Here is a 26,568-nt window from a genome sequence, read left to right on the forward strand (position 1 = left end):
GGGCATCACTGCCCCGCTCTCGATTCGCGTCACGTGTTATTCGGTTTCCAGATCGATATCGATGCCGAGGGAACGAATTTCTTTGATCAACACGTTGAAGGACTCGGGCATGCCCGGCTCCATACGGTGATCGCCGTCCACGATGTTTTTGTACATCTTGGTACGACCGTTCACATCGTCCGACTTCACTGTGAGCATTTCTTGCAGAGTGTAAGCAGCACCGTATGCTTCCAGTGCCCAGACCTCCATCTCCCCGAAACGCTGACCACCGAACTGAGCCTTACCACCCAGCGGCTGCTGGGTAACCAGGCTGTACGAACCGGTAGAACGCGCGTGCATCTTGTCGTCTACCAAGTGGTTCAGCTTCAGCATGTACATGTAGCCAACGGTAACCGGGCGCTCAAACTTGTTGCCGGTACGGCCGTCGAACAGCTGCATCTGGCCACTTTCCGGCAGGTCAGCCAGTTTCAGCATGGCCTTGATTTCGCTTTCCTTGGCACCGTCGAACACCGGGGTAGCCATTGGAACGCCGCCGCGCAGGTTCTTCGCCAGATCCAGGATTTCCTGGTCGGAGAAGGTGTCCAGCTCTTCGTTGCGACCGCCGATCTCGTTGTAGATCTCGTGCAGGAACTTACGCAGGTCTGCAACCTTGCGCTGCTCCTCGATCATACGGTTGATCTTCTCGCCCAGACCTTTGGCTGCGAGGCCCAGGTGGGTTTCGAGGATCTGACCAACGTTCATACGCGAAGGTACGCCCAGTGGGTTGAGGACGACGTCAACCGGTGTGCCATTGGCATCGTGCGGCATGTCTTCAACCGGCATGATCACGGAGACCACACCTTTGTTACCGTGACGACCGGCCATCTTGTCGCCCGGCTGGATGCGACGACGGATTGCCAGGTAAACCTTGACGATTTTCAGCACGCCTGGAGCCAAGTCATCGCCCTGCTGCAGTTTGCGCTTCTTGTCTTCGAACTTGTCGTCCAGCAGACGGCGGCGATCAACGATGTAGGCCTGAGCCTTCTCGAGCTGCTCGTTCAGAGCATCTTCGGCCATGCGCAGTTTGAACCACTGACCATGCTCAAGACCGTCGAGGACTTCATTGGTGATGTCCTGACCTTTCTTCAGACCGGCGCCGCCTTCAGCTTTGTGACCTACCAAAGCGGAGCGCAGACGTTCGAAGGTCGCGCCTTCAACGATACGGAACTCTTCGTTCAGATCCTTGCGGATTTCGTCGAGCTGGGTCTTCTCAATGGACAGCGCACGAGCATCACGCTCAACGCCGTCACGGGTGAAGACCTGTACGTCGATGACAGTACCCTTGGTACCGGTAGGTACACGCAGGGAAGTGTCTTTAACGTCGCTGGCTTTTTCACCGAAGATGGCACGCAACAGTTTCTCTTCTGGGGTCAGCTGGGTCTCGCCTTTCGGAGTGACCTTACCAACCAGAATGTCGCCTGCGCCAACTTCAGCACCTACGTAAACGATACCGGCTTCGTCCAGCTTGTTCAGTGCAGCCTCACCCACGTTCGGGATGTCCGCAGTGATTTCCTCTGGCCCAAGCTTGGTATCACGCGCCACACAGGTCAGTTCCTGAATGTGGATCGTGGTGAAGCGGTCTTCTTGAACAACACGCTCGGACAGGCAGATGGAGTCTTCGAAGTTGAAGCCGTTCCACGCCATGAACGCGATGCGCATGTTCTGACCCAGAGCCAGTTCACCCATATCGGTGGACGGGCCGTCGGCCATGATGTCGCTGCGCTGGACACGATCACCCTTGCTGACCAGCGGACGCTGGTTGATGCAGGTGTTCTGGTTCGAGCGGGTGTATTTGGTCAGGTTGTAGATGTCGACACCAGCTTCGCCAGTTTCAACTTCGTCATCGGCAACACGAACCACGATACGGCTGGCATCAACGGAATCGATCACGCCGCCACGACGAGCCACGACGCAAACGCCGGAGTCACGAGCTACGTTACGCTCCATGCCGGTACCTACCAGCGGCTTGTCGGCACGCAGGGTCGGTACAGCCTGACGCTGCATGTTGGAACCCATCAACGCACGGTTGGCGTCATCGTGCTCCAGGAACGGGATCAGCGACGCTGCGACCGAAACTACCTGCTTCGGCGAAACGTCCATCAAGGTGACGTCTTCCGGCGCCTTGACGGTGAACTCGTTCAAGTGACGAACAGCTACCAGCTCGTCGATCAGGACTTTCTTGTCGTTCATCGTGGCCGAAGCCTGAGCGATCACGTGATCAGCTTCTTCGATGGCGGACAGGAAGACGATCTCGTCAGTAACCAGAGCGTCTTTCACCACACGGTACGGGCTTTCGAGGAAGCCGTACTGGTTGGTGCGCGCATAGGCGGCCAAGGAGTTGATCAGACCGATGTTCGGACCTTCCGGCGTTTCGATCGGGCATACGCGACCGTAATGCGTCGGGTGTACGTCACGAACTTCAAAGCCTGCACGCTCACGGGTCAGACCGCCCGGGCCCAGTGCAGAAACACGGCGCTTGTGGGTGATCTCGGAGAGCGGGTTGTTCTGGTCCATGAACTGCGAAAGCTGGCTGGAACCGAAGAACTCTTTCACCGCCGCAGCCACTGGCTTGGCGTTGATCAGGTCTTGCGGCATCAAGCCTTCGCTTTCAGCCATCGACAGACGCTCTTTGACCGCACGCTCAACACGCACCAGGCCAACGCGGAACTGGTTCTCGGCCATTTCGCCTACGCAGCGAACACGACGGTTACCCAGGTGGTCGATGTCATCGACAATGCCTTTGCCGTTACGGATGTCGACCAGAGTCTTCAGAACCGCAACGATATCTTCCTTGCACAGCACGCCCGAACCTTCGATCTCGGTACGACCGATACGACGGTTGAACTTCATCCGGCCGACCGCGGACAGGTCATAGCGCTCAGGGCTGAAGAACAGGTTGTTGAACAGGGTTTCGGCAGCGTCTTTGGTTGGTGGCTCACCAGGACGCATCATGCGATAGATCTCGACCAGCGCTTCCAATTGGTTGCTAGTGGAGTCGATCTTCAGCGTGTCGGAGATGAACGGACCGCAGTCGATGTCGTTGGTATACAGGGTTTCGATGCGAACAACCTGGGCCTTGGCGATTTTCGCCAGGATCTCGGTGTTCAGCTCGGTGTTGCACTCAGCCAGGATCTCGCCTGTGGCCGGGTGAACGATAACCTTGGCGGTGGTGCGACCCAGGACATAGTCCAGAGGCACTTCGAGCTCTGTGATACCGGCTTTTTCGATCTGGTTGATGTGGCGCGCAGTGATACGACGGCCAGCTTCAACAATAACCTTGCCTTTTTCATCCTGGATGTCCAGGACAGCAATTTCACCACGCAGACGCGAAGCAATCAGTTCCAGCTTGAGGGTTTCATCCTTCAGGCTGAATACGTTGGTGGTGTAGAAAGCATCCAGCACCTGTTCGGTGGTATAGCCGAGCGCGCGCAACAATACCGAGGCCGGCAGTTTACGACGACGGTCAATACGCACGAATACGCAGTCTTTCGGGTCGAACTCGAAGTCCAGCCACGAACCGCGGTACGGAATAATCCGCGCGGAATACAGGAGCTTGCCGGAGCTGTGCGTTTTGCCGCGGTCGTGGTCAAAGAACACGCCCGGGGAACGGTGCAGCTGGGAAACGATTACACGCTCGGTACCGTTAATAACGAAGGTACCGTTTTCAGTCATCAATGGGATTTCGCCCATGTAGACTTCTTGCTCTTTGATGTCCTTGATCGCTTTGTTCGACGATTCTTTGTCGAAAATGATCAGACGGACTTTTACCCGCAAAGGTACGGCGTACGTAACGCCACGCAACACACATTCTTTGACATCAAATGCCGGTTCGCCCAGGCGATAACCCACGTACTCCAGCGCAGCATTGCCGGAGTAGCTGATGATCGGGAAAACGGATTTGAAGGCCGCATGCAGGCCCACGTCGCGGAACTGATCTTTGGTCGCTCCCGCCTGCAAGAATTCACGATACGAATCCAGCTGGATAGCCAGAAGGTACGGGACATCCATGACGTCCGGCAACTTGCTAAAGTCCTTGCGGATACGTTTTTTCTCAGTATATGAGTAAGCCATCAGCGTTCCCCAGCTTGGTCACCTGCTTGTTTGGCCCCTCCGACGGGAGCAGCCAGAAAATCTTGCAAACCCCATGGTTTGCACCACCGCATCGGGTGGCTACAGCGCGTTAATGGCGGCGACCGAGTCGACAGCCAAGAACGGAAAAAGGCCGGTGGCAAGAGCCACCAGCCATCAGCCTTCAGCTTAACGCTTGGGCTGGAGACGCAAGGTCGATGCTTACTTCAGCTCGACTTTAGCGCCTGCTTCTTCCAGAGTTGCTTTGGCTTTGTCAGCTGCGTCTTTGGCAACAGCTTCCAGAACCATGGCAGGAGCGCCGTCAACTACAGCCTTGGCTTCTTTCAGGCCCAGACCGGTCAGTTCACGTACTGCCTTGATCACGTTAACTTTCTTCTCGCCAGCTTCGGTCAGCATGACGTTGAATTCGGTTTGCTCTTCAACAACGGCAGCAGCAGCAGCTGGACCAGCGGAAGCAGCAGCAGCGGTAACGCCGAATTTTTCTTCGAAAGCTTTGATCAGCTCAACAACTTCCATTACGGACATGTTGCCAACTGCTTCAAGGATATCGTTCTGAGAGATAGACATGAATCTAATTCCTGATATTGGGGACGGCCTACGCGACCATCGAAAAAAACAAAAAACGCGAGAAGTTGACGAGCCTTAGGCTGCAGCAGCTTCTTTTTGGTCGCGAATTGCCGCCAGAGTACGAGCCAATTTGCTGGTAGCGCCTTGAATCACGCTCATCAGCTGGGAGATTGCTTCGTCACGGGTCGGCAGAGTTGCCAGCACGTCGATTTGGTTAGCTGCGAGGTACTTGCCCTCGAACGCAGCTGCCTTGATCTCGAACTTATCCTGACCCTTAGCAAACTCTTTGAACAAACGGGCAGCAGCACCTGGATGTTGGGTGGAGAATGCAATCAAGGTCGGGCCGGTGAACACGTCATTGAGAACACTGTATTCAGTGTCAGCAACAGCGCGCTTGAGCAGGGTGTTACGTACAACACGTACGTATACGCCAGCTTCACGAGCCTCTTTACGGAGTCCGGTCATAGCGCCTACTGTCACACCACGGGCATCAGCCACGACAGCGGACAGAGCAGCTTTGGCAGCCTCGTTGACTTCAGCGACGATGGCCTTCTTGTCTTCGAGATTAATTGCCACGGGTTTAACTCCTGCTTGTTACCGTTTCATCCGACCTGAGCCGGATGTCGTTTTGGTGTCTGATTCGGTAAGGAACCGGGAGCACCATCTGCGTAGGCTTGTGGTTTAAGACTTGCGTCGCCTACGGTCTTGGATAGCCCCCGCCAGGCAGGGACCCCAATTTTTCAATTGGCGCAATTGCTTGCACCAATCTGTGTCTTATACGTCCAGCGAACCTTGGTCGATGACCAGACCTGGGCCCATAGTGGTGCTCAGGGTAACGCGCTTAACGTAGATGCCTTTCGAAGAAGCTGGCTTGATACGCTTCAGATCCGCGATCAGGGCTTCAACGTTTTCCTTCAGCTTGACGGCGTCGAAGCCAACCTTGCCAACGGAGGTGTGAATGATGCCGTTTTTGTCGGTGCGATAACGAACCTGACCAGCTTTGGCGTTCTTAACCGCGGTAGCTACGTCTGGAGTTACGGTGCCGACTTTTGGGTTAGGCATCAGGCCACGTGGACCCAGGATCTGACCCAACTGACCTACAACACGCATTGCATCAGGAGAAGCGATGACCACGTCGTAGTTCAGGTCGCCGCCTTTCATTTCGGCAGCCAGGTCGTCCATGCCAACGCGGTCAGCGCCGGCAGCCAGGGCAGCTTCAGCAGCAGGACCCTGGGTGAAAACAGCTACACGTACAGTCTTGCCAGTGCCGTGTGGCAGCACAGTCGCGCTACGAACGACCTGGTCGGATTTACGTGGGTCAACGCCCAGGTTCACAGCAACGTCAACGGACTCGCTGAACTTGACAGTCGACAGCTCGGTCAGCAGAGCGGCGGCGTCTACAAAATTGTAGGACTTGCCTGCTTCGATTTTGCCGGCGATAGCCTTTTGGCGCTTGGTCAGCTTAGCCATTACACACCCTCCACGTTAAGGCCCATGCTACGAGCAGAACCGGCGATGGTACGCACGGCTGCATCCATATCAGCTGCAGTCAGATCAGCGTTTTTGGTTTTCGCGATCTCTTCCAGCTGGGCACGAGTGACGGTGCCAACCTTAACAGTGTTAGGACGAGCGGAACCGCTGGTCAGGCCAGCAGCTTTCTTCAGCAGAACCGAAGCCGGAGTCGACTTGGTTTCAAAAGTGAAGCTACGGTCGCTGTACACGGTGATGATCACAGGGGTCGGCAGACCTGGCTCAAGACCCTGAGTACGGGCGTTGAAGGCCTTGCAGAATTCCATGATGTTCACGCCGTGCTGACCCAGAGCCGGGCCGACAGGTGGACTAGGGTTGGCCTGAGCGGCCTTCACTTGCAGCTTGATGTAAGCGGTAATCTTCTTGGCCATGAGGCACTCCAATTACGGGTTCAAACGCCTCGAAAGGCTCCCCGGTTACTTGCGCGTTTATCCCAGTGACGACAAAACCCCACAGCCTAAGGCTGTGGGGTTGGGATGCTTGCTCAGCTAGACCTTTTCGACCTGGCTGAACTCCAACTCTACCGGAGTAGAGCGACCGAAAATGAGCACAGCCACTTGGATCCGGCTCTTTTCGTAGTTAACCTCTTCGACAGTTCCGTTGAAGTCAGCGAACGGACCATCTGTAACACGAACGACTTCACCAGGCTCGAACAACGTCTTCGGCTTAGGCTTGTCGCTACCATCAGCGACACGACGCAGAATCGCTTCCGCCTCTTTATCGGTGATCGGCGCAGGCTTATCAGCAGTACCGCCGATAAAGCCCATGACACGAGGAGTGTCCTTGACCAAGTGCCAAGTACCCTCATTCATGTCCATCTGAACCAGCACGTAGCCAGGGAAGAACTTGCGTTCGCTTTTACGCTTCTGACCATTCCGCATTTCAACCACTTCTTCAGTGGGAACCAGAATTTCACCGAAGCCATCTTCCATGCCTGCAAGCTTTACGCGCTCCAGCAAAGAGCGCATAACATGCTTCTCGTAACCCGAGTAAGCATGCACAACGTACCAACGCTTAGCCACGGGACACCCTTAGCCAACAATCAAGGAAACAAGCCAACCGAGCAGGGAATCAAGCCCCCACAACAGCAACGCCATAACCAGAACGACAGCCACAACAATCAGCGTGGTCTGCGTGGTTTCTTGGCGAGTCGGCCAAACGACTTTACGAATTTCGGTGCGAGCTTCCTTCACCAGGACTGCAAACGACTTACCCTTTGCAGTCTGCAAGCCAACAAAGGCAGCGACAGCAGCAAGAGCCAGCAGTGCAAGAACTCGATACAGGATCGGCGAAGCAGAATAGTACTGATTGCCAACAACGCCTACGACCACCAAAGCGACTACAGCGAGCCACTTGACGAGATCGAAACGAGAGCTTTGAGCTTCAGCCTTAGGAGTCATCTATGAAGATCCTGTGAAAAGAAAGCCAGACACACCACGTGAATCTGGCAGGTCAGGAGGGAATCGAACCCCCAACCTACGGTTTTGGAGACCGTCGCTCTGCCAATTGAGCTACTGACCTAAAACAAAATCAGGCCGACCATTATGCAGGCCTGAAAAAGACTTTACAACAACCAACCCCACTAGACTTGAAGTCACCCAGCAAAACAGCCAAGCAAACACCAACAAGCCGAGGCAGCCGTTAAAACAAAGGCAGATATTTTCATATCTGCCTTGTTATATGGAGCTCTTGAGCGGATTTGAACCGCTGACCTCACCCTTACCAAGGGTGTGCTCTACCAACTGAGCTACAAGAGCAAAACACTTTGCACAACCTGCAAACATGGAGCGGGTAGCGGGAATCGAACCCGCATCATCAGCTTGGAAGGCTGAGGTTCTACCACTAAACTATACCCGCGGAGCCTGCAGCTCACGCTAAAAATGGTGGAGGGGGAAGGATTCGAACCTTCGAAGTCGTAGACGTCAGATTTACAGTCTGATCCCTTTGGCCGCTCGGGAACCCCTCCTAAGCGAGCCGGCATTCTACATCATGCCAGCCTTCTGTCAAGCAATTTCTCATTTAAAAATATGAGGTTAGCTGCGTTGACCTTCGCTTCACACCGTAGACCTCAACGGTCTTCACTGCGAAGCGGGCGCCATTCTATGCAAACTATTCGGCAGTTGCAACGCCTTCGCACAACATTATTTTATGTTTTAACTCATTGAATTCCTTAGCAAGGTTTTCAAGGGGCAGATCGTCTGCCAGCCTCCGGCTTTCTGGCGAGACCCGAAGCCAATACCGGGAGGCGTCTGAAGACTTAAGCAACTGGACTTGGACCTTTATATCCAGGCTTGTAAGTCGCTGCTCAAGCGCGACCGCCTGGCGCTGATCGGCAAACCCACCGACATACAGGCAGGTATCTTGCGCTTCAGCCGTCTTAGAGCGATCCCGACGGACAGCAGCATCAGAAGATTCACTCAATAGCCTTATATCCTGAGACGAGCCACGATAAAGACTCAGAGGCGTTACATCTTTGGCGCGCAAAGGCGCCTCCTGCTGATGCCAAATGTAATAGAAGACATTGAGGACAACCAGAAGCAGAAACAGCCAACGCATAGACACCTCAGGGCAAAGGGCAGGCCATGGCCAAACCAACGAAAACCAGGTCGGGCACAAGCCGAGCTTCAGGCACCGCATCCGCTATCAATTGCGCATCTCCGCCCGTAAGAAACACGGTGAAATTATCCTCCCAGTAAACCCGCGCCTGTTCCAACTGGGTCAAAACGAAGCCCCTCAGCATCAGCGCACAACCGCGCTCCACAGCTTCCACAGTAGTACGCCCCGGCGACAGGCGTTCCAAGGCTCGCTCGGCCTCCTCATCGTCATAACGTATCTTGCGCGTGTGAGTACGCAGCTGATTACGCATGAGTGGCATCCCTGGGCAAATGAACCCTCCCAGATGCTCTCCATCCGCCCCAACATAATCTGCAGTGGCCGCAGTACCAAAGTCGAGTACCAAGCACGCGCGATTTGCCAGCTTGAAGGCTCCCAGCATGGCCAACCATCGGTCCAGCCCCAGACGCTCGAACTCGTGGTACCCGTTGCGCACACCGCCCATTTCCCGGGCCGGGGCAGCAACAGAGACAACGAGGTTAAAGGTACGCACCAGGGCCTCAACGAGCCTTTCAGTCTCCTCTACCGCACGAACACTCACCATTCGACAGCGCGCCAAGCTTAGGCCTGGAACGACCTTCAGCCCTTCAATTAAGGCCATATCCGAACCAACGACCCCCTCGGCAAACGCCGATTTTCCAATTGGTTCGATCACTCTCCATTTGATAAAGCTATTCCCACAGTCGAGCTCAAGAATCATCACGCAACCTCAGGCTTAGCTCACCACCGCTGTATGCTTTCTCTACACCAGCTACATTTAAGCGCAAAGCGCCACGGCCATCGATACCCAGCACGCGCCCATGAATTTGATTTGCTCCTGCGATAAGGGAGACCAAGCATCCCTGCCACAGATGATTCTGCTCCCACTCCTCTCGCAAAGCCTCAAAACCAGATTCACGGTGACACTCGAGATAATGCTGCAACTGCGCTCCAAGCTGCGCGACCATTTGGTTGCGATCAACAGGAGCCCCAGCCTCCAATTGCACAGAGGTCCATTGCTGATCGATACCGGCGACTTCTTGCATATTCACATTGATGCCAATGCCAACGACTACGTGACAGATGTCTGCCGGATCGCCCACGAGCTCTAACAGGATCCCGGCAATCTTCTTACCATCCACCAACACATCGTTCGGCCACTTCAGTCCCGCACGATGCACGCCTGACGCTTGCAAGGCGCGCATAACAGCCAAACCAACAACCAGGCTAAGCCCGTCCAATTGGCGCAATCCGTCTTCGATACGCAATACGAGGCTGTAATAGATATTTTGCGCAAACGGACTTACCCATTGGCGGCCACGTCTTCCCCGCCCTGCCGTTTGCCGCTCCGCAAGCACGAGAAAGGGCGCAGTAGAGCCTGCAGTAATCAAGCGCAGGGCTTCAGCGTTGGTCGAATCAAGAGATTCAGATATGAAAATGGGGTAAGACAAAGAAGGCGCATTCAGGGCAATTTCATCAGCATCCAGGAAGGACACAGGAGCAGCCAATTGATAGCCTCTTCCTCGAACCCTGTGAATAGCCAGGTTCGATTCAAGTTCTAAATTCTGGAGCTGCTTCCATACCGCGCTACGACTCACACCCAGAGCCGCACCGAGCTCCTCACCAGAATGAAATCGGCCGTCTTTAAGAAGCTTCAACAACATCAGCATGCAAGTATCGCCTCACAATGAGGCACGCATGATAGCCATGCGAAGAGTGCTTGCATAGAAAGGGCAAAATTTAGCGTCGAAAACAGGAGAAAATCAGAGTGCCCTCACTCCGCTTTTCGAGCGCCCAAAACAAAACCCCAACTGCTCTCGCAATTGGGGTTTCGGAATTTAATCTTGACGATGACCTACTCTCACATGGGGAAACCCCACACTACCATCGGCGATGCATCGTTTCACTGCTGAGTTCGGGATGGGATCAGGTGGTTCCAATGCTCTATGGTCGTCAAGAAATTCGGGTACTGAGTCGCGGCCAGATGGCCTCGCTTCAGCAAATTGGGTATGTGACAGCTGTCGGTGTTTTGTGAGCGTCGAACTTTCGGTTCATTGCGTCTTCATACACCGCAATCTGGCCTTTCGACTCAAATTGCTTGGGTGTTATATGGTCAAGCCTCACGGGCAATTAGTATTGGTTAGCTCAACGCCTCACAGCGCTTACACACCCAACCTATCAACGTCGTAGTCTTCGACGGCCCTTCAGGGAACTCAAGGTTCCAGTGAGATCTCATCTTGAGGCTAGTTTCCCGCTTAGATGCTTTCAGCGGTTATCTATTCCGAACATAGCTACCCGGCAATGCCACTGGCGTGACAACCGGAACACCAGAGGTTCGTCCACTCCGGTCCTCTCGTACTAGGAGCAGCCCCTCTCAAATCTCAAACGTCCACGGCAGATAGGGACCGAACTGTCTCACGACGTTCTAAACCCAGCTCGCGTACCACTTTAAATGGCGAACAGCCATACCCTTGGGACCGGCTTCAGCCCCAGGATGTGATGAGCCGACATCGAGGTGCCAAACACCGCCGTCGATATGAACTCTTGGGCGGTATCAGCCTGTTATCCCCGGAGTACCTTTTATCCGTTGAGCGATGGCCCTTCCATACAGAACCACCGGATCACTAAGACCTACTTTCGTACCTGCTCGACGTGTCTGTCTCGCAGTCAAGCGCGCTTTTGCCTTTATACTCTACGACCGATTTCCGACCGGTCTGAGCGCACCTTCGTACTCCTCCGTTACTCTTTAGGAGGAGACCGCCCCAGTCAAACTACCCACCATACACTGTCCTCGATCCGGATAACGGACCTGAGTTAGAACCTCAAAGTTGCCAGGGTGGTATTTCAAGGATGGCTCCACGCAGACTGGCGTCCACGCTTCAAAGCCTCCCACCTATCCTACACAAGCAAATTCAAAGTCCAGTGCAAAGCTATAGTAAAGGTTCACGGGGTCTTTCCGTCTAGCCGCGGATACACTGCATCTTCACAGCGATTTCAATTTCACTGAGTCTCGGGTGGAGACAGCGCCGCCATCGTTACGCCATTCGTGCAGGTCGGAACTTACCCGACAAGGAATTTCGCTACCTTAGGACCGTTATAGTTACGGCCGCCGTTTACCGGGGCTTCGATCAAGAGCTTCGCGTTAGCTAACCCCATCAATTAACCTTCCGGCACCGGGCAGGCGTCACACCCTATACGTCCACTTTCGTGTTTGCAGAGTGCTGTGTTTTTAATAAACAGTCGCAGCGGCCTGGTATCTTCGACCGGCATGAGCTTACGGAGCAAGTCCTTCACCCTCACCGGCGCACCTTCTCCCGAAGTTACGGTGCCATTTTGCCTAGTTCCTTCACCCGAGTTCTCTCAAGCGCCTTGGTATTCTCTACCCAACCACCTGTGTCGGTTTGGGGTACGGTTCCTGGTTACCTGAAGCTTAGAAGCTTTTCTTGGAAGCATGGCATCAACCACTTCGTCATCTAAAAGATGACTCGTCATCAGCTCTCGGCCTTAAGATCCCGGATTTACCTAAGATCTCAGCCTACCACCTTAAACTTGGACAACCAACGCCAAGCTGGCCTAGCCTTCTCCGTCCCTCCATCGCAATAACCAGAAGTACAGGAATATTAACCTGTTTTCCATCGACTACGCTTTTCAGCCTCGCCTTAGGGACCGACTAACCCTGCGTCGATTAACGTTGCGCAGGAAACCTTGGTCTTTCGGCGTGGGTGTTTTTCACACCCATTGTCGTTACTCATGTCAGCATTCGCACTTCTGATACCTCCAGCAAGCTTCTCAACTCACCTTCACAGGCTTACAGAACGCTCCTCTACCGCATCACTTACGTGATACCCGTAGCTTCGGTGTATGGTTTGAGCCCCGTTACATCTTCCGCGCAGGCCGACTCGACTAGTGAGCTATTACGCTTTCTTTAAAGGGTGGCTGCTTCTAAGCCAACCTCCTAGCTGTCTAAGCCTTCCCACATCGTTTCCCACTTAACCATAACTTTGGGACCTTAGCTGACGGTCTGGGTTGTTTCCCTTTTCACGACGGACGTTAGCACCCGCCGTGTGTCTCCCATGCTCGGCACTTGTAGGTATTCGGAGTTTGCATCGGTTTGGTAAGTCGGGATGACCCCCTAGCCGAAACAGTGCTCTACCCCCTACAGTGATACATGAGGCGCTACCTAAATAGCTTTCGAGGAGAACCAGCTATCTCCGAGCTTGATTAGCCTTTCACTCCGATCCACAGGTCATCCGCTAACTTTTCAACGGTAGTCGGTTCGGTCCTCCAGTTAGTGTTACCCAACCTTCAACCTGCCCATGGATAGATCGCCCGGTTTCGGGTCTATTCCCAGCGACTAGACGCCCTATTAAGACTCGCTTTCGCTACGCCTCCCCTATTCGGTTAAGCTCGCCACTGAAAATAAGTCGCTGACCCATTATACAAAAGGTACGCAGTCACCCAACAAAGTGGGCTCCCACTGCTTGTACGCATACGGTTTCAGGATCTATTTCACTCCCCTCTCCGGGGTTCTTTTCGCCTTTCCCTCACGGTACTAGTTCACTATCGGTCAGTCAGTAGTATTTAGCCTTGGAGGATGGTCCCCCCATATTCAGACAAAGTTTCTCGTGCTCCGTCCTACTCGATTTCATGACTAAGAGATTTTCGCGTACAGGGCTATCACCCACTATGGCCGCACTTTCCAGAGCGTTCCGCTAATCTCAAAGCCACTTAAGGGCTAGTCCCCGTTCGCTCGCCACTACTAAGGGAATCTCGGTTGATTTCTTTTCCTCAGGGTACTTAGATGTTTCAGTTCCCCTGGTTCGCCTCTTGCACCTATGTATTCAGTACAAGATAACCATCTTATGATGGCTGGGTTCCCCCATTCAGACATCTCCGGATCAAAGTCTGTTTGCCGACTCCCCGAAGCTTTTCGCAGGCTACCACGTCTTTCATCGCCTCTGACTGCCAAGGCATCCACCGTATGCGCTTCTTCACTTGACCATATAACCCCAAGCAATCTGGTTATACTGTGAAGACGACATTCGCCGAAAATTCGAATTTCTCAATTAAGAGAACTCACAAATTTTACCTTAGCCTGATCCGTTACCAGTGAAAGTAACGTTCAGTCTATCTTTCTATCACATACCCAAATTTTTAAAGAACGAACTAGTCAAAGACTAGAAATCAACATTCACCATCGCAGTGATGGAATGCTCATTTCTAAGCTTTATACAACAGAAGCAGTAGTGGTGGAGCCAAACGGGATCGAACCGTTGACCTCCTGCGTGCAAGGCAGGCGCTCTCCCAGCTGAGCTATGGCCCCGTATTTCTACAGGCGTTTCCCACACAAAATTGGTGGGTCTGGGCAGATTCGAACTGCCGACCTCACCCTTATCAGGGGTGCGCTCTAACCAACTGAGCTACAGACCCAATTTCGGGCTGCTTCTTATCGTCTTCTTCAATGAATCAAGCAATTCGTGTGGGAACTTATGGAGCAGCTGATGTCGTCGATTAAGGAGGTGATCCAGCCGCAGGTTCCCCTACGGCTACCTTGTTACGACTTCACCCCAGTCATGAATCACACCGTGGTAACCGTCCCCCCGAAGGTTAGACTAGCTACTTCTGGTGCAACCCACTCCCATGGTGTGACGGGCGGTGTGTACAAGGCCCGGGAACGTATTCACCGCGACATTCTGATTCGCGATTACTAGCGATTCCGACTTCACGCAGTCGAGTTGCAGACTGCGATCCGGACTACGATCGGTTTTATGGGATTAGCTCCACCTCGCGGCTTGGCAACCCTTTGTACCGACCATTGTAGCACGTGTGTAGCCCAGGCCGTAAGGGCCATGATGACTTGACGTCATCCCCACCTTCCTCCGGTTTGTCACCGGCAGTCTCCTTAGAGTGCCCACCATAACGTGCTGGTAACTAAGGACAAGGGTTGCGCTCGTTACGGGACTTAACCCAACATCTCACGACACGAGCTGACGACAGCCATGCAGCACCTGTCTCAATGTTCCCGAAGGCACCAATCTATCTCTAGAAAGTTCATTGGATGTCAAGGCCTGGTAAGGTTCTTCGCGTTGCTTCGAATTAAACCACATGCTCCACCGCTTGTGCGGGCCCCCGTCAATTCATTTGAGTTTTAACCTTGCGGCCGTACTCCCCAGGCGGTCAACTTAATGCGTTAGCTGCGCCACTAAGAGCTCAAGGCTCCCAACGGCTAGTTGACATCGTTTACGGCGTGGACTACCAGGGTATCTAATCCTGTTTGCTCCCCACGCTTTCGCACCTCAGTGTCAGTATCAGTCCAGGTGGTCGCCTTCGCCACTGGTGTTCCTTCCTATATCTACGCATTTCACCGCTACACAGGAAATTCCACCACCCTCTACCATACTCTAGTCAGTCAGTTTTGAATGCAGTTCCCAGGTTGAGCCCGGGGATTTCACATCCAACTTAACAAACCACCTACGCGCGCTTTACGCCCAGTAATTCCGATTAACGCTTGCACCCTCTGTATTACCGCGGCTGCTGGCACAGAGTTAGCCGGTGCTTATTCTGTCGGTAACGTCAAAACCATCACGTATTAGGTAATGGCCCTTCCTCCCAACTTAAAGTGCTTTACAATCCGAAGACCTTCTTCACACACGCGGCATGGCTGGATCAGGCTTTCGCCCATTGTCCAATATTCCCCACTGCTGCCTCCCGTAGGAGTCTGGACCGTGTCTCAGTTCCAGTGTGACTGATCATCCTCTCAGACCAGTTACGGATCGTCGCCTTGGTGAGCCATTACCCCACCAACTAGCTAATCCGACCTAGGCTCATCTGATAGCGCAAGGCCCGAAGGTCCCCTGCTTTCTCCCGTAGGACGTATGCGGTATTAGCGTCCGTTTCCGAACGTTATCCCCCACTACCAGGCAGATTCCTAGGCATTACTCACCCGTCCGCCGCTCTCAAGAGAAGCAAGCTTCTCTCTACCGCTCGACTTGCATGTGTTAGGCCTGCCGCCAGCGTTCAATCTGAGCCATGATCAAACTCTTCAGTTCAAACATCTTTGGGTTTTTAAGAAACCCTAAACTTGGCTCAGCAATCGTTGGTTACATCTTTGATTTCTCGCGGAGTAACTTGTGATGCTGATAATCTTGTTGACTATCGTCTGACTCCACAAGCACCCACACGAATTGCTTGATTCAGTTGTTAAAGAGCGGTTGGTTAAGATCTTTCGTCTCAACCGAGGCGCGCATTCTACAGCAGCCTCATTTGCTGTCAAGTGATTATTTTCAGAAGTTTTCGAAGATTTCTTCAACAACTTCAACCACTTGCGCTTCCGATCTCTCGTTAGCGGGAGGCGAATTCTACAGCGTTACACGCTGCTGTCAACACCTCTTTTTCTCCGCTTTCGACCGAGAAGATCGAAACGTTAATAGAGCCAAACAACCTTGCCCTACCAACTCCTTCTGGGCTTCGATGAACTGAAGCGATCCGCTGTCGAATTCTGCGTAACTCTTTGTTTACCAAGGAGTTTTCCGTTTCGACTGCGCCGGAAGTGGGGCGAATTATAGACAGATATAATTCGCCGTCAACCGTTAATTTCAGGTTTATTCCGATTTGAGCGTAATACGCGCAAATGCCTTCTTCCCAGCCTGACAAACATGAGTCGCGCCCAGCTGGTATATAAAGGCGCGATCAACCACCTCACCATCAATACGCACGCCGCCAGAACCCAAAAGATCGCGAGCGACTGCCGAGTTCTTCACCAGGCCCGCCTTATTGAGGACGGCGGCAATGGGCATCGCCTCCGTCGCAGCCAATTCGATCTCCGGCAGATCATCCGGCAACTCGCCATCTTTCATACGATTGCCTGCCGCACGGTGAGCGCTGGCCGCAGCCTCCTCGCCATGGAAACGCGCTACGATCTCTTCAGCCAACTTGATCTTCACGTCCCGCGGATTGGCCCCCGCTTCAACCTCAGCACGCAGCGCATTGATCTCATCCATCGAGCGGAAGCTCAATAGCTCGAAATAACGCCACATCAATGCATCAGGTATGGACACAAGCTTGCCGTACATCACACCCGGCGCCTCCTGAATACCTACATAGTTACCCAAGGATTTGGACATCTTCTTGACGCCGTCCAACCCCTCCAGCAAAGGCATGGTCAGAATGCATTGAGCTTCCTGCCCATAGGCGCGTTGCAACTCACGCCCCATCAGGAGATTGAATTTCTGATCCGTCCCGCCCAGCTCAACGTCCGCGCGCAACGCTACCGAGTCATACCCCTGAACCAGCGGGTAGAGAAACTCATGGATGGCAATCGGCTGATTAGTCGAATAGCGCTTATCGAAATCATCACGCTCGAGCATGCGCGCCACGGTGTACTGAGAAGTCAGGCGGATAAAGTCTGCCGGCCCCATCTGATCCATCCAGGTGGAATTGAATGCCACCTCGGTCTTGGCCGGATCGAGAATCTTGAATACCTGCGTTTTGTAGGTCTCGGCATTATCGAGAACCTGTTCACGGGTCAGGGGTGGTCGCGTCGCGCTCTTTCCGCTTGGATCACCGATCATCCCGGTGAAGTCACCTATCAGGAAGATCACCTGATGCCCCAGTTCCTGGAACTGACGCAGCTTATTAATAAGCACGGTGTGTCCCAGGTGCAGATCCGGTGCGGTCGGATCAAAGCCGGCCTTGATACGCAGGGGCTGGCCACGCTTGAGCTTTTCGATCAGCTCAGCCTCGACCAACAGTTCTTCCGCACCACGTTTTATCAGCGCTAGCTGCTCTTCAACCGACTTCATAACAGACCCGCAAGGCTCAGATTCAAAAGGGAACCAACCATACAAGATCAGGGACTAATTACAAGTTTTGCCCTGCAAACGGACAACCTTCAGCAAGCCCGGCATTCGCGAGCTTGCGCCACAGATGATTTGGTTATATTTTATACAGTTATTTCATCTTCATCATGTCATTCATCTTTTCCATTTCATCTTTTCAAAGTCAAATTACCTATGACCACTGAACCGTCTAAAGCGCCGCCGCTTTACCCGAAGACCCACCTGCTTGCCGCAAGTGGTATCGCCGCCCTTCTCAGCCTGGCACTCCTGGTATTCCCTTCCAGTGATGTAGAAGCCAAACGAACGTCTCTGAGCCTTGACCTGGAGAGCCCCGTTGAACAACTGACACAAGATCAAGACGCTTCCGACGCTCAACAAGCCACAAACGCACCCGTGGAATCACCGTTCGCGCAGATAGAAAGCACTCCCGAGGACACCCAGCAAGCCACCCAAAACCCACCCGTACCGGCACCGACACCGGCGAAGGGCCCACAACACCGCGAAGTGATCGTTGCCAAGGGCGATACCCTCTCCACCCTGTTCGAAAAAGTAGGCCTGCCGGCGGCGTCCGTTACGCAAGTGTTGGCCAGCGATAAGCAAGCCAAGCAATTCACCCAGCTCAAGCACGGGCAGAAACTGGAATTCGAGCTGACGCCGGATGGCCAGCTGAACAATCTGCACAGCAATGTCAGCGATCTGGAAAGCATCACGTTGACCAAGGGCCCCAAGGGCTTTGCCTTCAATCGCATCACCACCAAGCCGGTAATGCGCTCCGCCTACGTTCACGGCGTGATTAACAGCTCACTGTCTCAATCGGCTGCCCGCGCGGGCCTGTCCCACAACATGACCATGGACATGGCCAGTGTCTTTGGCTATGACATCGACTTCGCCCAAGACATCCGTCAGGGCGATGAATTCGACGTCATCTACGAGCAGAAAGTCGCCAACGGCAAAGTGGTCGGCACCGGCAACATTCTCTCCGCGCGCTTTACCAATCGCGGCAAAACCTACACCGCCGTGCGCTACACCAACAAACAAGGCAACACCAGCTACTACACCGCTGACGGCAACAGCATGCGCAAGGCGTTCATCCGTACGCCAGTGGATTTCGCTCGCATCAGCTCGCGTTTTTCCATGGGCCGCAAGCACCCTATTCTGAACAAGATTCGCGCCCACAAAGGCGTCGACTATGCCGCGCCACGCGGTACGCCGATCAAGGCTGCCGGTGACGGCAAGGTACTGCTGGCCGGCCGTCGCGGCGGGTATGGCAACACTGTCATCATCCAGCACGGCAACACGTACCGTACGCTGTATGGCCACATGCAAGGGTTCGCCAAGGGCGTGCAAACGGGCGGCAACGTGAAGCAAGGCCAGGTGATTGGCTATATCGGCACTACGGGCCTGTCTACCGGCCCGCATCTGCACTATGAGTTCCAGGTCAACGGCGTTCACGTCGACCCACTGGGCCAGAAGCTGCCGATGGCTGACCCCATCGCCAAAGCCGAGCGCGCGCGCTTCATGCAACAGAGCCAGCCGCTGATGGCGCGCATGGATCAGGAGCGCACCACCTTGCTGGCTTCGGCGAAGCGTTAAGCGATGCCGCGCTATATAGGTGTAATGTCCGGGACCAGCCTTGATGGCCTGGACATTGCCCTCATCGAGCAGGACGCGGCGATCAGCTTGATCGCCACCCATTACGTCCCCATGCCCGACAGCCTGCGCGCCGAATTGCTGGGCCTGTGCGCCAGCGGCCCGGATGAAATCGCCCGGTCGGCCATTGCCCAGCAACACTGGGTTGCACTCGCCGCTCAAGGCATCCATACGTTACTGGGCCAGCAGAATCTCAAACCGCAGCACATTCGTGCGATTGGCAGCCACGGTCAGACCATTCGTCACGAACCTTCCCGAGGTTTTACCGTACAGATCGGCAACCCCGCGCTGCTCACCGAATTGACTGGCATTACCGTCGTCAGCGACTTCCGCAGCCGCGACGTCGCCGCCGGCGGCCAGGGCGCACCATTGGTACCTGCATTTCATGAGGCCCTGTTTGGTGAGCGCAGCGGCAACCGCGCGGTACTGAACGTAGGCGGTTTCAGCAACCTCAGTTTGATCGAGACAGGCAAGCCGGTCGCAGGCTTCGACTGTGGCCCGGGCAACGTGCTGCTGGATGCCTGGATCCACCTCCAGCAAGGCCACCACTTCGACCGCGATGGCCAGTGGGCCGGCGGCGGTAACGTTGAGCCACAGCTACTCAACGCATTGCTCAGCGATCCGTTCTTCACCACCAAAGGTCCGAAGAGCACCGGCCGTGAAGTGTTCAATCTCGGATGGCTGCAACAGCACCTCGCCCGCCTGCCAGCCTTCGCGCCTCAGAACGTGCAGGCCACCTTGCTGGAACTGACCGCGCAGACCATCGTCGAGTCCCTGCAAATCGCACAAAGCCACACTGAAACCCTACTGGTTTGCGGCGGCGGTGCGCATAACAGCACGCTGATGAGGCGTCTGGCGGCGTTACTGCCCTCCACTCAAGTCAGCACCACCGCGACTTATGGCGTGGACCCTGACTGGGTGGAAGCCATGGCATTCGCCTGGCTGGCCCATTGCTGTCTTGAAGGCATCGCTACTAATCGCCCGAGCGTGACCGGTGCGCGCGGGCTGCGAATACTCGGCGCGATCTACCCCGCGTGACCTTCCAGACAGCAAAACGCCGCTTGGCCTATCAAAGCCAAGCGGCGTTTTTGTATCCGCTGCCAATCAGATCGAGAACGAAGACCCGCAACCACAAGTGGTGGTGGCATTGGGATTCTTGATCACGAAGCGCGATCCTTCCAGACCTTCCTGATAATCCACCTCGGCACCTGCCAGGTACTGGAAGCTCATCGGATCCACGACCAGGCTAACGCCCTCGCGCTCAACGATGGTGTCGTCATCGGCAACTTCTTCATCGAAGGTAAAACCGTACTGAAACCCTGAACAACCGCCGCCCGTAACAAATACGCGCAGCTTCAAGCGATCATTACCCTCTTCATCGACCAGGCTCTTCACCTTGTGCGCAGCACCGTGGGTGAATTGCAAAGCCGTGGGGGTGAAGGATTCAACGCTCATGCTGATAATCTCCCGGCGTCGCGCCGCCATATGCGTAATGGCGGGCATTATCCGCTTCTCCTAGAAAAGCGGTCAACTATTATGGGAGCAGCGGCAATTTCAAGCTTAACGCTTGGCGCTGCTCTCAGGGCAACATGCCTGCGTGGGACAACCCCAGCTTCTCATCCAGGCCAAACAGGATGTTCATGTTCTGCACTGCCTGGCCGGACGCGCCTTTGACCAGGTTATCGATTACCGACAGCACCACTACCAAGTCACCGTCCTGCGGGCGATGCACCGCGATCCGACAGACATTGGCGCCGCGTACGCTGCGGGTTTCCGGATGGCTGCCGGCAGGCATCACATCGACGAACGGCTCGCCGGCATAGCGCTGCTCGAACAAGGCCTGCAGATCCACCGAGCGATCAGTCACGGTCGCGTAAAGCGTGGAGTGAATACCACGGATCATCGGGGTCAAGTGCGGAACAAAGGTCAGCCCCACCTCTTTACCGGCGGCGCGACGCAAGCCCTGACGAATTTCCGGCAAGTGACGATGCCCTTTTACCGCATAGGCTTTCATGCTTTCCGACGTTTCGGAGTACAACGAACCAACCGCGGCGCCACGACCTGCGCCGCTCACGCCTGATTTGCAGTCCGCGATCAGACGCGACGCATCCGCCAGCCCAGCCTCGAGCAGCGGCAGGAAGCCCAGTTGTGTCGCAGTCGGATAGCAGCCCGGCACGGCGATGAGGCGCGCCTGCTTGATCTGCTCACGATTGACTTCCGGCAAACCGTATACCGCCTCTTCCAACAGCTGCGGTGCGCCGTGAGGCTGGCCGTACCATTTGGCCCATTCGTCGGCGTCCTGCAGGCGGAAGTCCGCCGACAGGTCGATAACCTTGGTGCCGGCGGCCAGCAGCTCACCGGCCAGTGCATGGGCAACGCCATGGGGCGTGGCGAAGAACACCACATCGCATGCGCCCAGGGCCTTGGTGTCCGGCACGCTGAACGCCAGGCCGTCGTAGTGGCCGCGCAGGTTCGGGTACATATCGGCCACAGCCAGGCCGGCCTCGGATCGGGAGGTGATGATCACCACCTCAGCCTGCGGATGCTGAGCCAACAGACGCAGCAATTCGACACCGGTGTAACCCGTGCCGCCGACAATACCGACCTTGACCATAAACCTGCCCTCAACGAACCACTGGAAAGCCGTCGATAATAGGGGCCACATCGTTCTGCGACAACCGTCAACGTGACGTATGGGCGTATCTGCCACTACTATCCTCGCTACCGTGAACCTGGGAATAACTGAAAATGCTCTATCTATGGGTCAAAGCCTTCCACATCGTCAGCATCGTCTGCTGGTTTGCCGGGCTGTTCTACCTGCCACGCCTGTTCGTCTACCACGCACAAAGTGAAGACACCGTCAGCAAGGAACGCTTCAGCGTCATGGAGCGCAAGCTCTACCGCGGCATCATGGGCCCGGCGATGCTTGCCAGCCTGGTGTTCGGCATCTGGCTGATTGCACTGAACCCCGGCATCTTCAGCACGGGCGGCTGGATTCACGCCAAGCTGACCCTGGTCGTGCTGCTGATCGGTTACCACCATATGTGCGGCGCCCAGGTAAAACGCTTTGCCCGTGGCGAAAACACCCGCAGCCATGTCTTTTATCGCTGGTTCAATGAAGTGCCAGTTCTGATATTGCTGGCTGTCGTAATTTTGGTGGTGGTCAAGCCGTTCTAACGTCAATCAATCGGGGTACATCCAATGTCGCTGCCCGCTCTGCTCGAACAACGTCTGCGCCTGCCCGTGGTGGCCGCGCCGATGTTTCTGATTTCCAACCCGCAACTGGTCCTGGCGTGTTGCCGCAACGGAATCGTCGGCAGCTTTCCGGCGCTCAACCAGCGTGAAAGCAGCGGCTTCAAAGCTTGGTTGGAGGAGATCGAGGCGGGCCTGGCGCAGTTGGACAACCCGGCCCCGTACGCCGTCAACCTGATCGTGCATGGCAGTAACCCACGCCTTGAGGCTGACCTGGCCATCTGCGTCGAGCACAAAGTGCCGATCGTCATCACCAGCCTCGGCGCGGTCAAAGAGTTGGTGGACGCCGTGCACAGCTACGGCGGTCTGGTGTTTCATGATGTCACCACTCGGCGCCACGCCGAAAAAGCCGCCGAAGCCGGGGTGGATGGCCTGATCGCCGTGGCCGCCGGGGCGGGGGGCCATGCGGGGACCTGGAGCCCTTTCGCGCTGATCGCAGAAATTCGCCAGTTCTTCGATAAAACCGTACTGTTGGCCGGTTGCCTCAACCACGGGCACCAGATTCTGGCTGCGCAAGTCATGGGGGCGGACCTGGCCTACCTGGGCACTCGATTTATCGGCACCACCGAAAGCCACGCTCCAGATGCTTATAAAGAGATGCTGCTCACAGCGCGCGCCGCCGACATCGTGCACACTCCCGCTGTCTCGGGTGTGCCGGCGAGCTTCATGCGCCAGAGCCTGGAAAACGCCGGCTTCGACCTCAATGCCCTGCAAGGCAAAGGCGAAGTCAACTCCGGTTCCAAGCTCAAACCGCTGAACGACGAGGCCAAGGCCTGGAAGACTGTCTGGTCGGCCGGCCAGGGCGTCGGTGAAATTGGCGATTTGCCCGGCGTCGATGAACTCGTTGCGCGCCTGAATGCCGAATACCGCGAGGCGCAAACACAGGCGACACAGTTACACTGGCCACGCTGACTAATCCTGCAAGGCCTGCCGATTGCGCAGGCCTGCACTCCCCCCAATGTTTGACAGACAAGGATGCCCGCATGAGCGACAACCGTTTCAAGATTGTGTTTGATGGAGCCTTGCTCCCGGGTGTCGAAAGCACCACGGCCAAGCTGAACCTGGCCGAGCTGTTCAAGAGCGACGTCGAGGCGATCGAAAAGCTCTTTACCGGCCGCACGGTCGCACTTAAACGTGACCTGTCACGCCCGGACGCCGAGACCTACCTCACCGCACTGAAGAACGCCGGCGTCGATGCACGTATCGAAGCCGAGCAACCGGTGGCCTTCAGCCTTGCCGAAACCCACGAGACCACTTCCGGCACCACGGACTTCTCCACCCCGGCCGCATCGCCGTATGCGCCGCCACGGGCTGCCGTCGGTGAAAACCTGCCGGAATACGCCACCCTCAAAGTGTTCACCATCAATGGGCGTATCGGTCGCCTGCGGTACCTGGCATGGACGCTGGTACTGACCGTTGCAATGATCGTGGCAGCCGGCATCCTGAGCACCGTGGGCTTCGCCATCGCCACCGCCTCGCCGACCCTTGCCATCATCGTCGGTTCGCTGCTGGGCCTTGCGCTGTTCGTGGCGCTCGTTGTCGTAAGCGTGCAAATCGGTGTGCAGCGTCTGCACGACCTGGGCTGGTCCGGTTGGTTGTACCTGCTCAACCTGGTCCCGCTGGTCAACAGCATTTTCCCCTTGCTGCTGCTGGTAATGCCGGGCAATGCGGGCGCCAACCAGTACGGCGCGCCGCCGCCGCGCAACTCCACCGCAGTCAAGGTGCTGGCGTCACTGTGGCTGGCGTTCATTCCTTTGATGCTGATCATCGTGGTGACCCTGGGGATGAACGGCTACCTCGATCAACTCGAGAGCAACGTCGACAGCAGCTACGAAAGCAGTTCCATGACGTACGACGAAGACGCCGACCAGAGCGGGACCGTCCAGGAAGACGACACGCAAAGTGCTGACGAAGCGGCCGACCCTGTAGACTCTCCGGATCAGTAAAGAAACGCTTCGGGCCGGTGGTGCCGCCATCACCGGCCCGGGACGTTGCGATGGAGAAACGCATGACCCGTTACGCTCTGATCACCGGTGCCTCCAGCGGCATCGGCCTGGCTTTGGCCGAAGCACTGGCCCGACGCGGCCGCAGCTTGATTCTGGTGGCCCGCCAGCGTGATCAGTTGGAAAGCATCGCCCTCGAATTGACCCAACGCTTTGGCGTGGAAGTGCTGTTTCGCGCCTGTGACCTGGGCGAGCCTCTGCGCTTGTCCGGGTTTCTGCTGGAGCTGGAAGAAGGCGAGCGACAGATCGACCTGCTGGTGAACTGCGCCGGCATCGGCACCAGCGGGCCGTTCCTGGCCCAGGACTGGATGACCGAGCAGGACCTGATCGAAGTCAACATCCTTGCCCTGACCCGGATGTGCCATGCCCTGGGTAATGCCATGGCGCTGGACGGCGGCGGGCAGATCCTCAACGTGGCCTCGATCGCGGCCTTCCAGCCTGGCCCATGGATGAGCAGTTACTACGCAAGCAAGGCATACGTGCTGCACTTTTCCGAAGGCCTGCGCGAAGAGCTCAAGACCTGCGGCATCAAGGTCTCGGTATTGTGTCCGGGGCCGACGCGCACCGCATTCTTCGGCACCGCGCAAATGGACACCGCCAAGCTCGAGCGCAGCGACCATCTGATGAGTCCGGAAGAAGTCGCGCTCTACACCGTGCGAGCACTGGAAAAGAACAAAGCCATCATCATCCCGGGGCGGCGCAACCGCTGGTTGGCATTCAGCCCACGTTTCAGCCCACGCTGGCTGACACGCAAGATCGCCGGCGCCATCAACAAAGCCTATTGCCCCCGCTGATCGCCTGAGTACACTCACCCTGACCTTTCATCATGGAGAAACCGCTGTGGATACTCTGTTCACCAAGATCATCAACAGAGAAATACCCGCGAAGATCATTTACGAAGATGATCAAGTTTTAGCCTTCCACGACATCGCCCCACAAGCACCGGTGCATTTTCTGGTGATTCCCAAGAAACCGATCCGTACCTTGAACGACCTGACCGAGGACGATAAAGGCCTGGCCGGCCATATCCTGTTTACAGCCCAGCGCCTGGCCCTGGAGCTGGGTTGCGAAGAAGGTTTCCGCGTAGTCATGAACTGCAATGAGATGGGCGGACAAACCGTTTATCACATCCACATGCACGTTCTGGGTCAGCGCCAGATGAATTGGCCGCCGGGCTGATAAGTCCGCAGGGTCGAAGCCAACGCTGGAGGCTGCGACCCTATGCCCTTGACTCAGGGCAAACGCTCTCTCCTCTCTTGCGGTAAACTGGCCGCCGAGATTCTTCCCGGAGGTCAGCATGACAACCCAACGTCACTACTCGCCGATTGACCGTCTGCTGCTGCAAGCCGATACGGCCATGCGTACGCTGTTGCCCTTCAGCGGGCAGCCTTACCGCCCATCGCCCGCCCTGCTGCAGCCCGATGTGCAGATGAACGAGACCGACACCCGTCACGTCGCAGGCCTGATGCGCATCAACCATACCGGCGAAGTGTGTGCCCAGGCGCTGTACCAGGGACAGGCCCTGACCGCCAAGCTGCCGCAGGTGCGCGCGGCCATGGAGCATGCGGCGGAGGAAGAAATCGACCATCTGGCGTGGTGCGAGCAGCGCATCCGCCAATTGGGCAGCCACCCAAGCGTGCTGAACCCGCTGTTCTACGGTTTGTCGTTTGGTATCGGCGCCGTGGCCGGGCTGGTCAGCGATAAGGTCAGCCTCGGTTTCGTCGCCGCGACGGAACATCAGGTGTGCAAGCACTTGGACGAACACCTGGAGCAATTGCCCAGTGAAGACGACAAGTCCCGTGCGATTCTTGAACAGATGCGCATCGACGAAGAACACCACGCCGAAAGCGCGCTGGACGCCGGCGGCTTTCGTTTCCCGGCACCGGTACGCTTGGGCATGAGCCTGCTGGCCAAGGTCATGACCAAAAGTACGTACCGCATCTGATCCGACCTGCCGGTACAAAAAAGGGCGCTCAAACAGACTGTGTGAAAACCTAGCAATCTGTCCG

General features: G+C 55.8%; 21 protein-coding genes, 6 tRNA genes and 3 rRNA genes. 8 read left to right on the plus strand and 22 right to left on the minus strand.

The window, feature by feature from the left end; translation table 11 throughout:
- Positions 1-36: 36 nt before the first annotated feature.
- The 20 genes from rpoB to tyrS all read right to left on the minus strand — a co-directional run bounded on the left by rpoB (position 37) and on the right by tyrS (position 17,618).
- Positions 37-4,110 (minus strand): DNA-directed RNA polymerase subunit beta, encoded by a 4,074-nt coding sequence (gene rpoB / locus PSH94_RS22940; RefSeq protein WP_181081306.1) that lies wholly within the window; start codon positions 4,108-4,110, stop codon positions 37-39.
- Between the two features lie 219 nt (positions 4,111-4,329).
- Positions 4,330-4,695: a 50S ribosomal protein L7/L12 gene (gene rplL, locus PSH94_RS22945; RefSeq protein WP_034148078.1), complete on the minus strand. Its 366-nt coding sequence runs from the start codon at positions 4,693-4,695 to the stop codon at positions 4,330-4,332.
- 75 nt (positions 4,696-4,770) lie between these two features.
- The gene (rplJ, locus tag PSH94_RS22950; RefSeq protein ID WP_034101003.1) at positions 4,771-5,271 is read right to left on the minus strand and encodes a 50S ribosomal protein L10; all 501 of its coding nucleotides are present in this window, start codon (positions 5,269-5,271) and stop codon (positions 4,771-4,773) included.
- 198 nt (positions 5,272-5,469) lie between these two features.
- Entirely contained in the window at positions 5,470-6,165 is a 696-nt protein-coding gene (gene rplA, locus PSH94_RS22955) for a 50S ribosomal protein L1 (protein ID WP_003176434.1), read from the minus strand.
- Positions 6,165-6,596, minus strand: coding sequence for a 50S ribosomal protein L11 (gene rplK, locus PSH94_RS22960; protein ID WP_003176435.1), 432 nt, complete (start codon positions 6,594-6,596; stop codon positions 6,165-6,167). The genes rplA and rplK overlap by 1 nt, the downstream gene beginning before the upstream one ends.
- Positions 6,597-6,713: 117 nt before the next feature.
- On the minus strand, positions 6,714-7,247 hold the full coding sequence (gene nusG / locus PSH94_RS22965; protein ID WP_003176436.1) for a transcription termination/antitermination protein NusG: 534 nt from the start codon (positions 7,245-7,247) through the stop codon (positions 6,714-6,716).
- Positions 7,248-7,256: 9 nt separating this feature from the next.
- Complete coding sequence (secE, locus tag PSH94_RS22970) at positions 7,257-7,625, minus strand: preprotein translocase subunit SecE (RefSeq protein WP_003194658.1); 369 nt, start codon at positions 7,623-7,625, stop codon at positions 7,257-7,259.
- A 45-nt stretch (positions 7,626-7,670) separates the two neighbouring features.
- A tRNA-Trp gene (locus PSH94_RS22975) sits at positions 7,671-7,746 on the minus strand.
- A 160-nt stretch (positions 7,747-7,906) separates the two neighbouring features.
- A tRNA-Thr gene (locus tag PSH94_RS22980) sits at positions 7,907-7,982 on the minus strand.
- A gap of 26 nt (positions 7,983-8,008) precedes the next feature.
- Positions 8,009-8,082: transfer RNA gene (locus tag PSH94_RS22985), tRNA-Gly, on the minus strand.
- Between the two features lie 24 nt (positions 8,083-8,106).
- Positions 8,107-8,191, minus strand: a tRNA-Tyr gene (locus PSH94_RS22990).
- Positions 8,192-8,334: 143 nt separating this feature from the next.
- Complete coding sequence (locus tag PSH94_RS22995) at positions 8,335-8,781, minus strand: hypothetical protein (protein WP_181081305.1); 447 nt, start codon at positions 8,779-8,781, stop codon at positions 8,335-8,337.
- A 7-nt stretch (positions 8,782-8,788) separates the two neighbouring features.
- On the minus strand, positions 8,789-9,538 hold the full coding sequence (locus PSH94_RS23000; RefSeq protein WP_181081304.1) for a pantothenate kinase: 750 nt from the start codon (positions 9,536-9,538) through the stop codon (positions 8,789-8,791).
- Positions 9,528-10,487, minus strand: a complete 960-nt coding sequence (birA, locus tag PSH94_RS23005; protein ID WP_181081303.1) for a bifunctional biotin--[acetyl-CoA-carboxylase] ligase/biotin operon repressor BirA — start codon at positions 10,485-10,487, stop codon at positions 9,528-9,530. The genes PSH94_RS23000 and birA overlap by 11 nt, the downstream gene beginning before the upstream one ends.
- Before the next feature lie 172 nt (positions 10,488-10,659).
- Positions 10,660-10,775 (minus strand): 5S ribosomal RNA (gene rrf / locus PSH94_RS23010).
- Positions 10,776-10,926: 151 nt separating this feature from the next.
- Positions 10,927-13,818: ribosomal RNA gene (locus PSH94_RS23015) — 23S ribosomal RNA — on the minus strand.
- 246 nt (positions 13,819-14,064) lie between these two features.
- Positions 14,065-14,140 (minus strand) — tRNA-Ala (locus PSH94_RS23020).
- Positions 14,141-14,170: 30 nt separating this feature from the next.
- Positions 14,171-14,247, minus strand: a tRNA-Ile gene (locus tag PSH94_RS23025).
- Positions 14,248-14,329: 82 nt separating this feature from the next.
- Positions 14,330-15,866 (minus strand): 16S ribosomal RNA (locus PSH94_RS23030).
- Together the 16S, 23S and 5S rRNA genes with 2 tRNA genes alongside form the textbook arrangement of a ribosomal RNA operon.
- Positions 15,867-16,418: 552 nt before the next feature.
- On the minus strand, positions 16,419-17,618 hold the full coding sequence (gene tyrS / locus PSH94_RS23035; RefSeq protein ID WP_181081901.1) for a tyrosine--tRNA ligase: 1,200 nt from the start codon (positions 17,616-17,618) through the stop codon (positions 16,419-16,421).
- Positions 17,619-17,828: 210 nt separating this feature from the next.
- On the opposite strand from tyrS, the gene PSH94_RS23040 reads away from it, so the two are divergent.
- Positions 17,829-19,247 carry a peptidoglycan DD-metalloendopeptidase family protein gene (locus PSH94_RS23040; protein WP_181081902.1) on the plus strand — a complete coding sequence of 473 codons (1,419 nt, stop codon included), beginning with the start codon at positions 17,829-17,831 and terminating at the stop codon, positions 19,245-19,247.
- A 3-nt stretch (positions 19,248-19,250) separates the two neighbouring features.
- The gene (locus PSH94_RS23045; RefSeq protein WP_181081903.1) at positions 19,251-20,342 is read left to right on the plus strand and encodes an anhydro-N-acetylmuramic acid kinase; all 1,092 of its coding nucleotides are present in this window, start codon (positions 19,251-19,253) and stop codon (positions 20,340-20,342) included.
- A 66-nt stretch (positions 20,343-20,408) separates the two neighbouring features.
- Here PSH94_RS23045 and erpA read toward each other — a convergent pair whose 3' ends face one another.
- Positions 20,409-20,759: an iron-sulfur cluster insertion protein ErpA gene (gene erpA, locus PSH94_RS23050; protein WP_007906865.1), complete on the minus strand. Its 351-nt coding sequence runs from the start codon at positions 20,757-20,759 to the stop codon at positions 20,409-20,411.
- Between the two features lie 124 nt (positions 20,760-20,883).
- Positions 20,884-21,918, minus strand: a complete 1,035-nt coding sequence (gene argC, locus PSH94_RS23055) for an N-acetyl-gamma-glutamyl-phosphate reductase (protein ID WP_181081904.1) — start codon at positions 21,916-21,918, stop codon at positions 20,884-20,886.
- Between the two features lie 134 nt (positions 21,919-22,052).
- Here argC and hemJ point away from each other — a divergent pair, with 134 nt between their 5' ends.
- The 6 genes from hemJ (at position 22,053) to coq7 (ending at position 26,504) form a co-directional block, all read left to right on the plus strand.
- Complete coding sequence (gene hemJ, locus PSH94_RS23060) at positions 22,053-22,481, plus strand: protoporphyrinogen oxidase HemJ (RefSeq protein ID WP_253509594.1); 429 nt, start codon at positions 22,053-22,055, stop codon at positions 22,479-22,481.
- A 24-nt stretch (positions 22,482-22,505) separates the two neighbouring features.
- A complete protein-coding gene (locus PSH94_RS23065) occupies positions 22,506-23,468 on the plus strand; it encodes a nitronate monooxygenase family protein (RefSeq protein ID WP_181081906.1) in 963 nt (320 codons plus the stop codon).
- 71 nt (positions 23,469-23,539) lie between these two features.
- Positions 23,540-24,502 carry a DUF805 domain-containing protein gene (locus tag PSH94_RS23070; protein ID WP_305435859.1) on the plus strand — a complete coding sequence of 321 codons (963 nt, stop codon included), beginning with the start codon at positions 23,540-23,542 and terminating at the stop codon, positions 24,500-24,502.
- 62 nt (positions 24,503-24,564) lie between these two features.
- Positions 24,565-25,353, plus strand: coding sequence for an SDR family oxidoreductase (locus PSH94_RS23075; RefSeq protein ID WP_305435860.1), 789 nt, complete (start codon positions 24,565-24,567; stop codon positions 25,351-25,353).
- A gap of 46 nt (positions 25,354-25,399) precedes the next feature.
- Complete coding sequence (locus PSH94_RS23080; RefSeq protein ID WP_181081909.1) at positions 25,400-25,738, plus strand: histidine triad nucleotide-binding protein; 339 nt, start codon at positions 25,400-25,402, stop codon at positions 25,736-25,738.
- A 118-nt stretch (positions 25,739-25,856) separates the two neighbouring features.
- Positions 25,857-26,504: a 2-polyprenyl-3-methyl-6-methoxy-1,4-benzoquinone monooxygenase gene (gene coq7 / locus PSH94_RS23085; protein ID WP_181081910.1), complete on the plus strand. Its 648-nt coding sequence runs from the start codon at positions 25,857-25,859 to the stop codon at positions 26,502-26,504.
- Positions 26,505-26,568 lie beyond the last annotated feature (64 nt).

The organism is Pseudomonas sp. FP2254 (assembly GCF_030687695.1).
GTDB lineage: Bacteria > Pseudomonadota > Gammaproteobacteria > Pseudomonadales > Pseudomonadaceae > Aquipseudomonas > Aquipseudomonas quebecensis.

Excerpts from the sequence above, each read along its gene's own strand:
- birA (WP_181081303.1), bottom strand. The coding sequence starts at position 10,487 with ATGCTGATGTTGTTGAAGCTTCTTAAAGACGGCCGATTTCATTCTGGT.
- rplA (WP_003176434.1), bottom strand. The coding sequence starts at position 6,165 with ATGGCTAAGCTGACCAAGCGCCAAAAGGCTATCGCCGGCAAAATCGAA.
- erpA (WP_007906865.1), bottom strand. The coding sequence starts at position 20,759 with ATGAGCGTTGAATCCTTCACCCCCACGGCTTTGCAATTCACCCACGGT.
- PSH94_RS23070 (WP_305435859.1), top strand. The coding sequence starts at position 23,540 with ATGAGCGACAACCGTTTCAAGATTGTGTTTGATGGAGCCTTGCTCCCG.
- rplL (WP_034148078.1), bottom strand. The coding sequence starts at position 4,695 with ATGTCTATCTCTCAGAACGATATCCTTGAAGCAGTTGGCAACATGTCC.
- tyrS (WP_181081901.1), bottom strand. The coding sequence starts at position 17,618 with ATGAAGTCGGTTGAAGAGCAGCTAGCGCTGATAAAACGTGGTGCGGAA.
- rplK (WP_003176435.1), bottom strand. The coding sequence starts at position 6,596 with ATGGCCAAGAAGATTACCGCTTACATCAAGCTGCAAGTGAAGGCCGCT.
- rpoB (WP_181081306.1), bottom strand. The coding sequence starts at position 4,110 with ATGGCTTACTCATATACTGAGAAAAAACGTATCCGCAAGGACTTTAGC.
- argC (WP_181081904.1), bottom strand. The coding sequence starts at position 21,918 with ATGGTCAAGGTCGGTATTGTCGGCGGCACGGGTTACACCGGTGTCGAA.
- PSH94_RS23075 (WP_305435860.1), top strand. The coding sequence starts at position 24,565 with ATGACCCGTTACGCTCTGATCACCGGTGCCTCCAGCGGCATCGGCCTG.
- secE (WP_003194658.1), bottom strand. The coding sequence starts at position 7,625 with ATGACTCCTAAGGCTGAAGCTCAAAGCTCTCGTTTCGATCTCGTCAAG.
- coq7 (WP_181081910.1), top strand. The coding sequence starts at position 25,857 with ATGACAACCCAACGTCACTACTCGCCGATTGACCGTCTGCTGCTGCAA.
- PSH94_RS23065 (WP_181081906.1), top strand. The coding sequence starts at position 22,506 with ATGTCGCTGCCCGCTCTGCTCGAACAACGTCTGCGCCTGCCCGTGGTG.
- PSH94_RS23040 (WP_181081902.1), top strand. The coding sequence starts at position 17,829 with ATGACCACTGAACCGTCTAAAGCGCCGCCGCTTTACCCGAAGACCCAC.
- hemJ (WP_253509594.1), top strand. The coding sequence starts at position 22,053 with ATGCTCTATCTATGGGTCAAAGCCTTCCACATCGTCAGCATCGTCTGC.
- PSH94_RS22995 (WP_181081305.1), bottom strand. The coding sequence starts at position 8,781 with ATGCGTTGGCTGTTTCTGCTTCTGGTTGTCCTCAATGTCTTCTATTAC.
- PSH94_RS23045 (WP_181081903.1), top strand. The coding sequence starts at position 19,251 with ATGCCGCGCTATATAGGTGTAATGTCCGGGACCAGCCTTGATGGCCTG.
- PSH94_RS23000 (WP_181081304.1), bottom strand. The coding sequence starts at position 9,538 with ATGATTCTTGAGCTCGACTGTGGGAATAGCTTTATCAAATGGAGAGTG.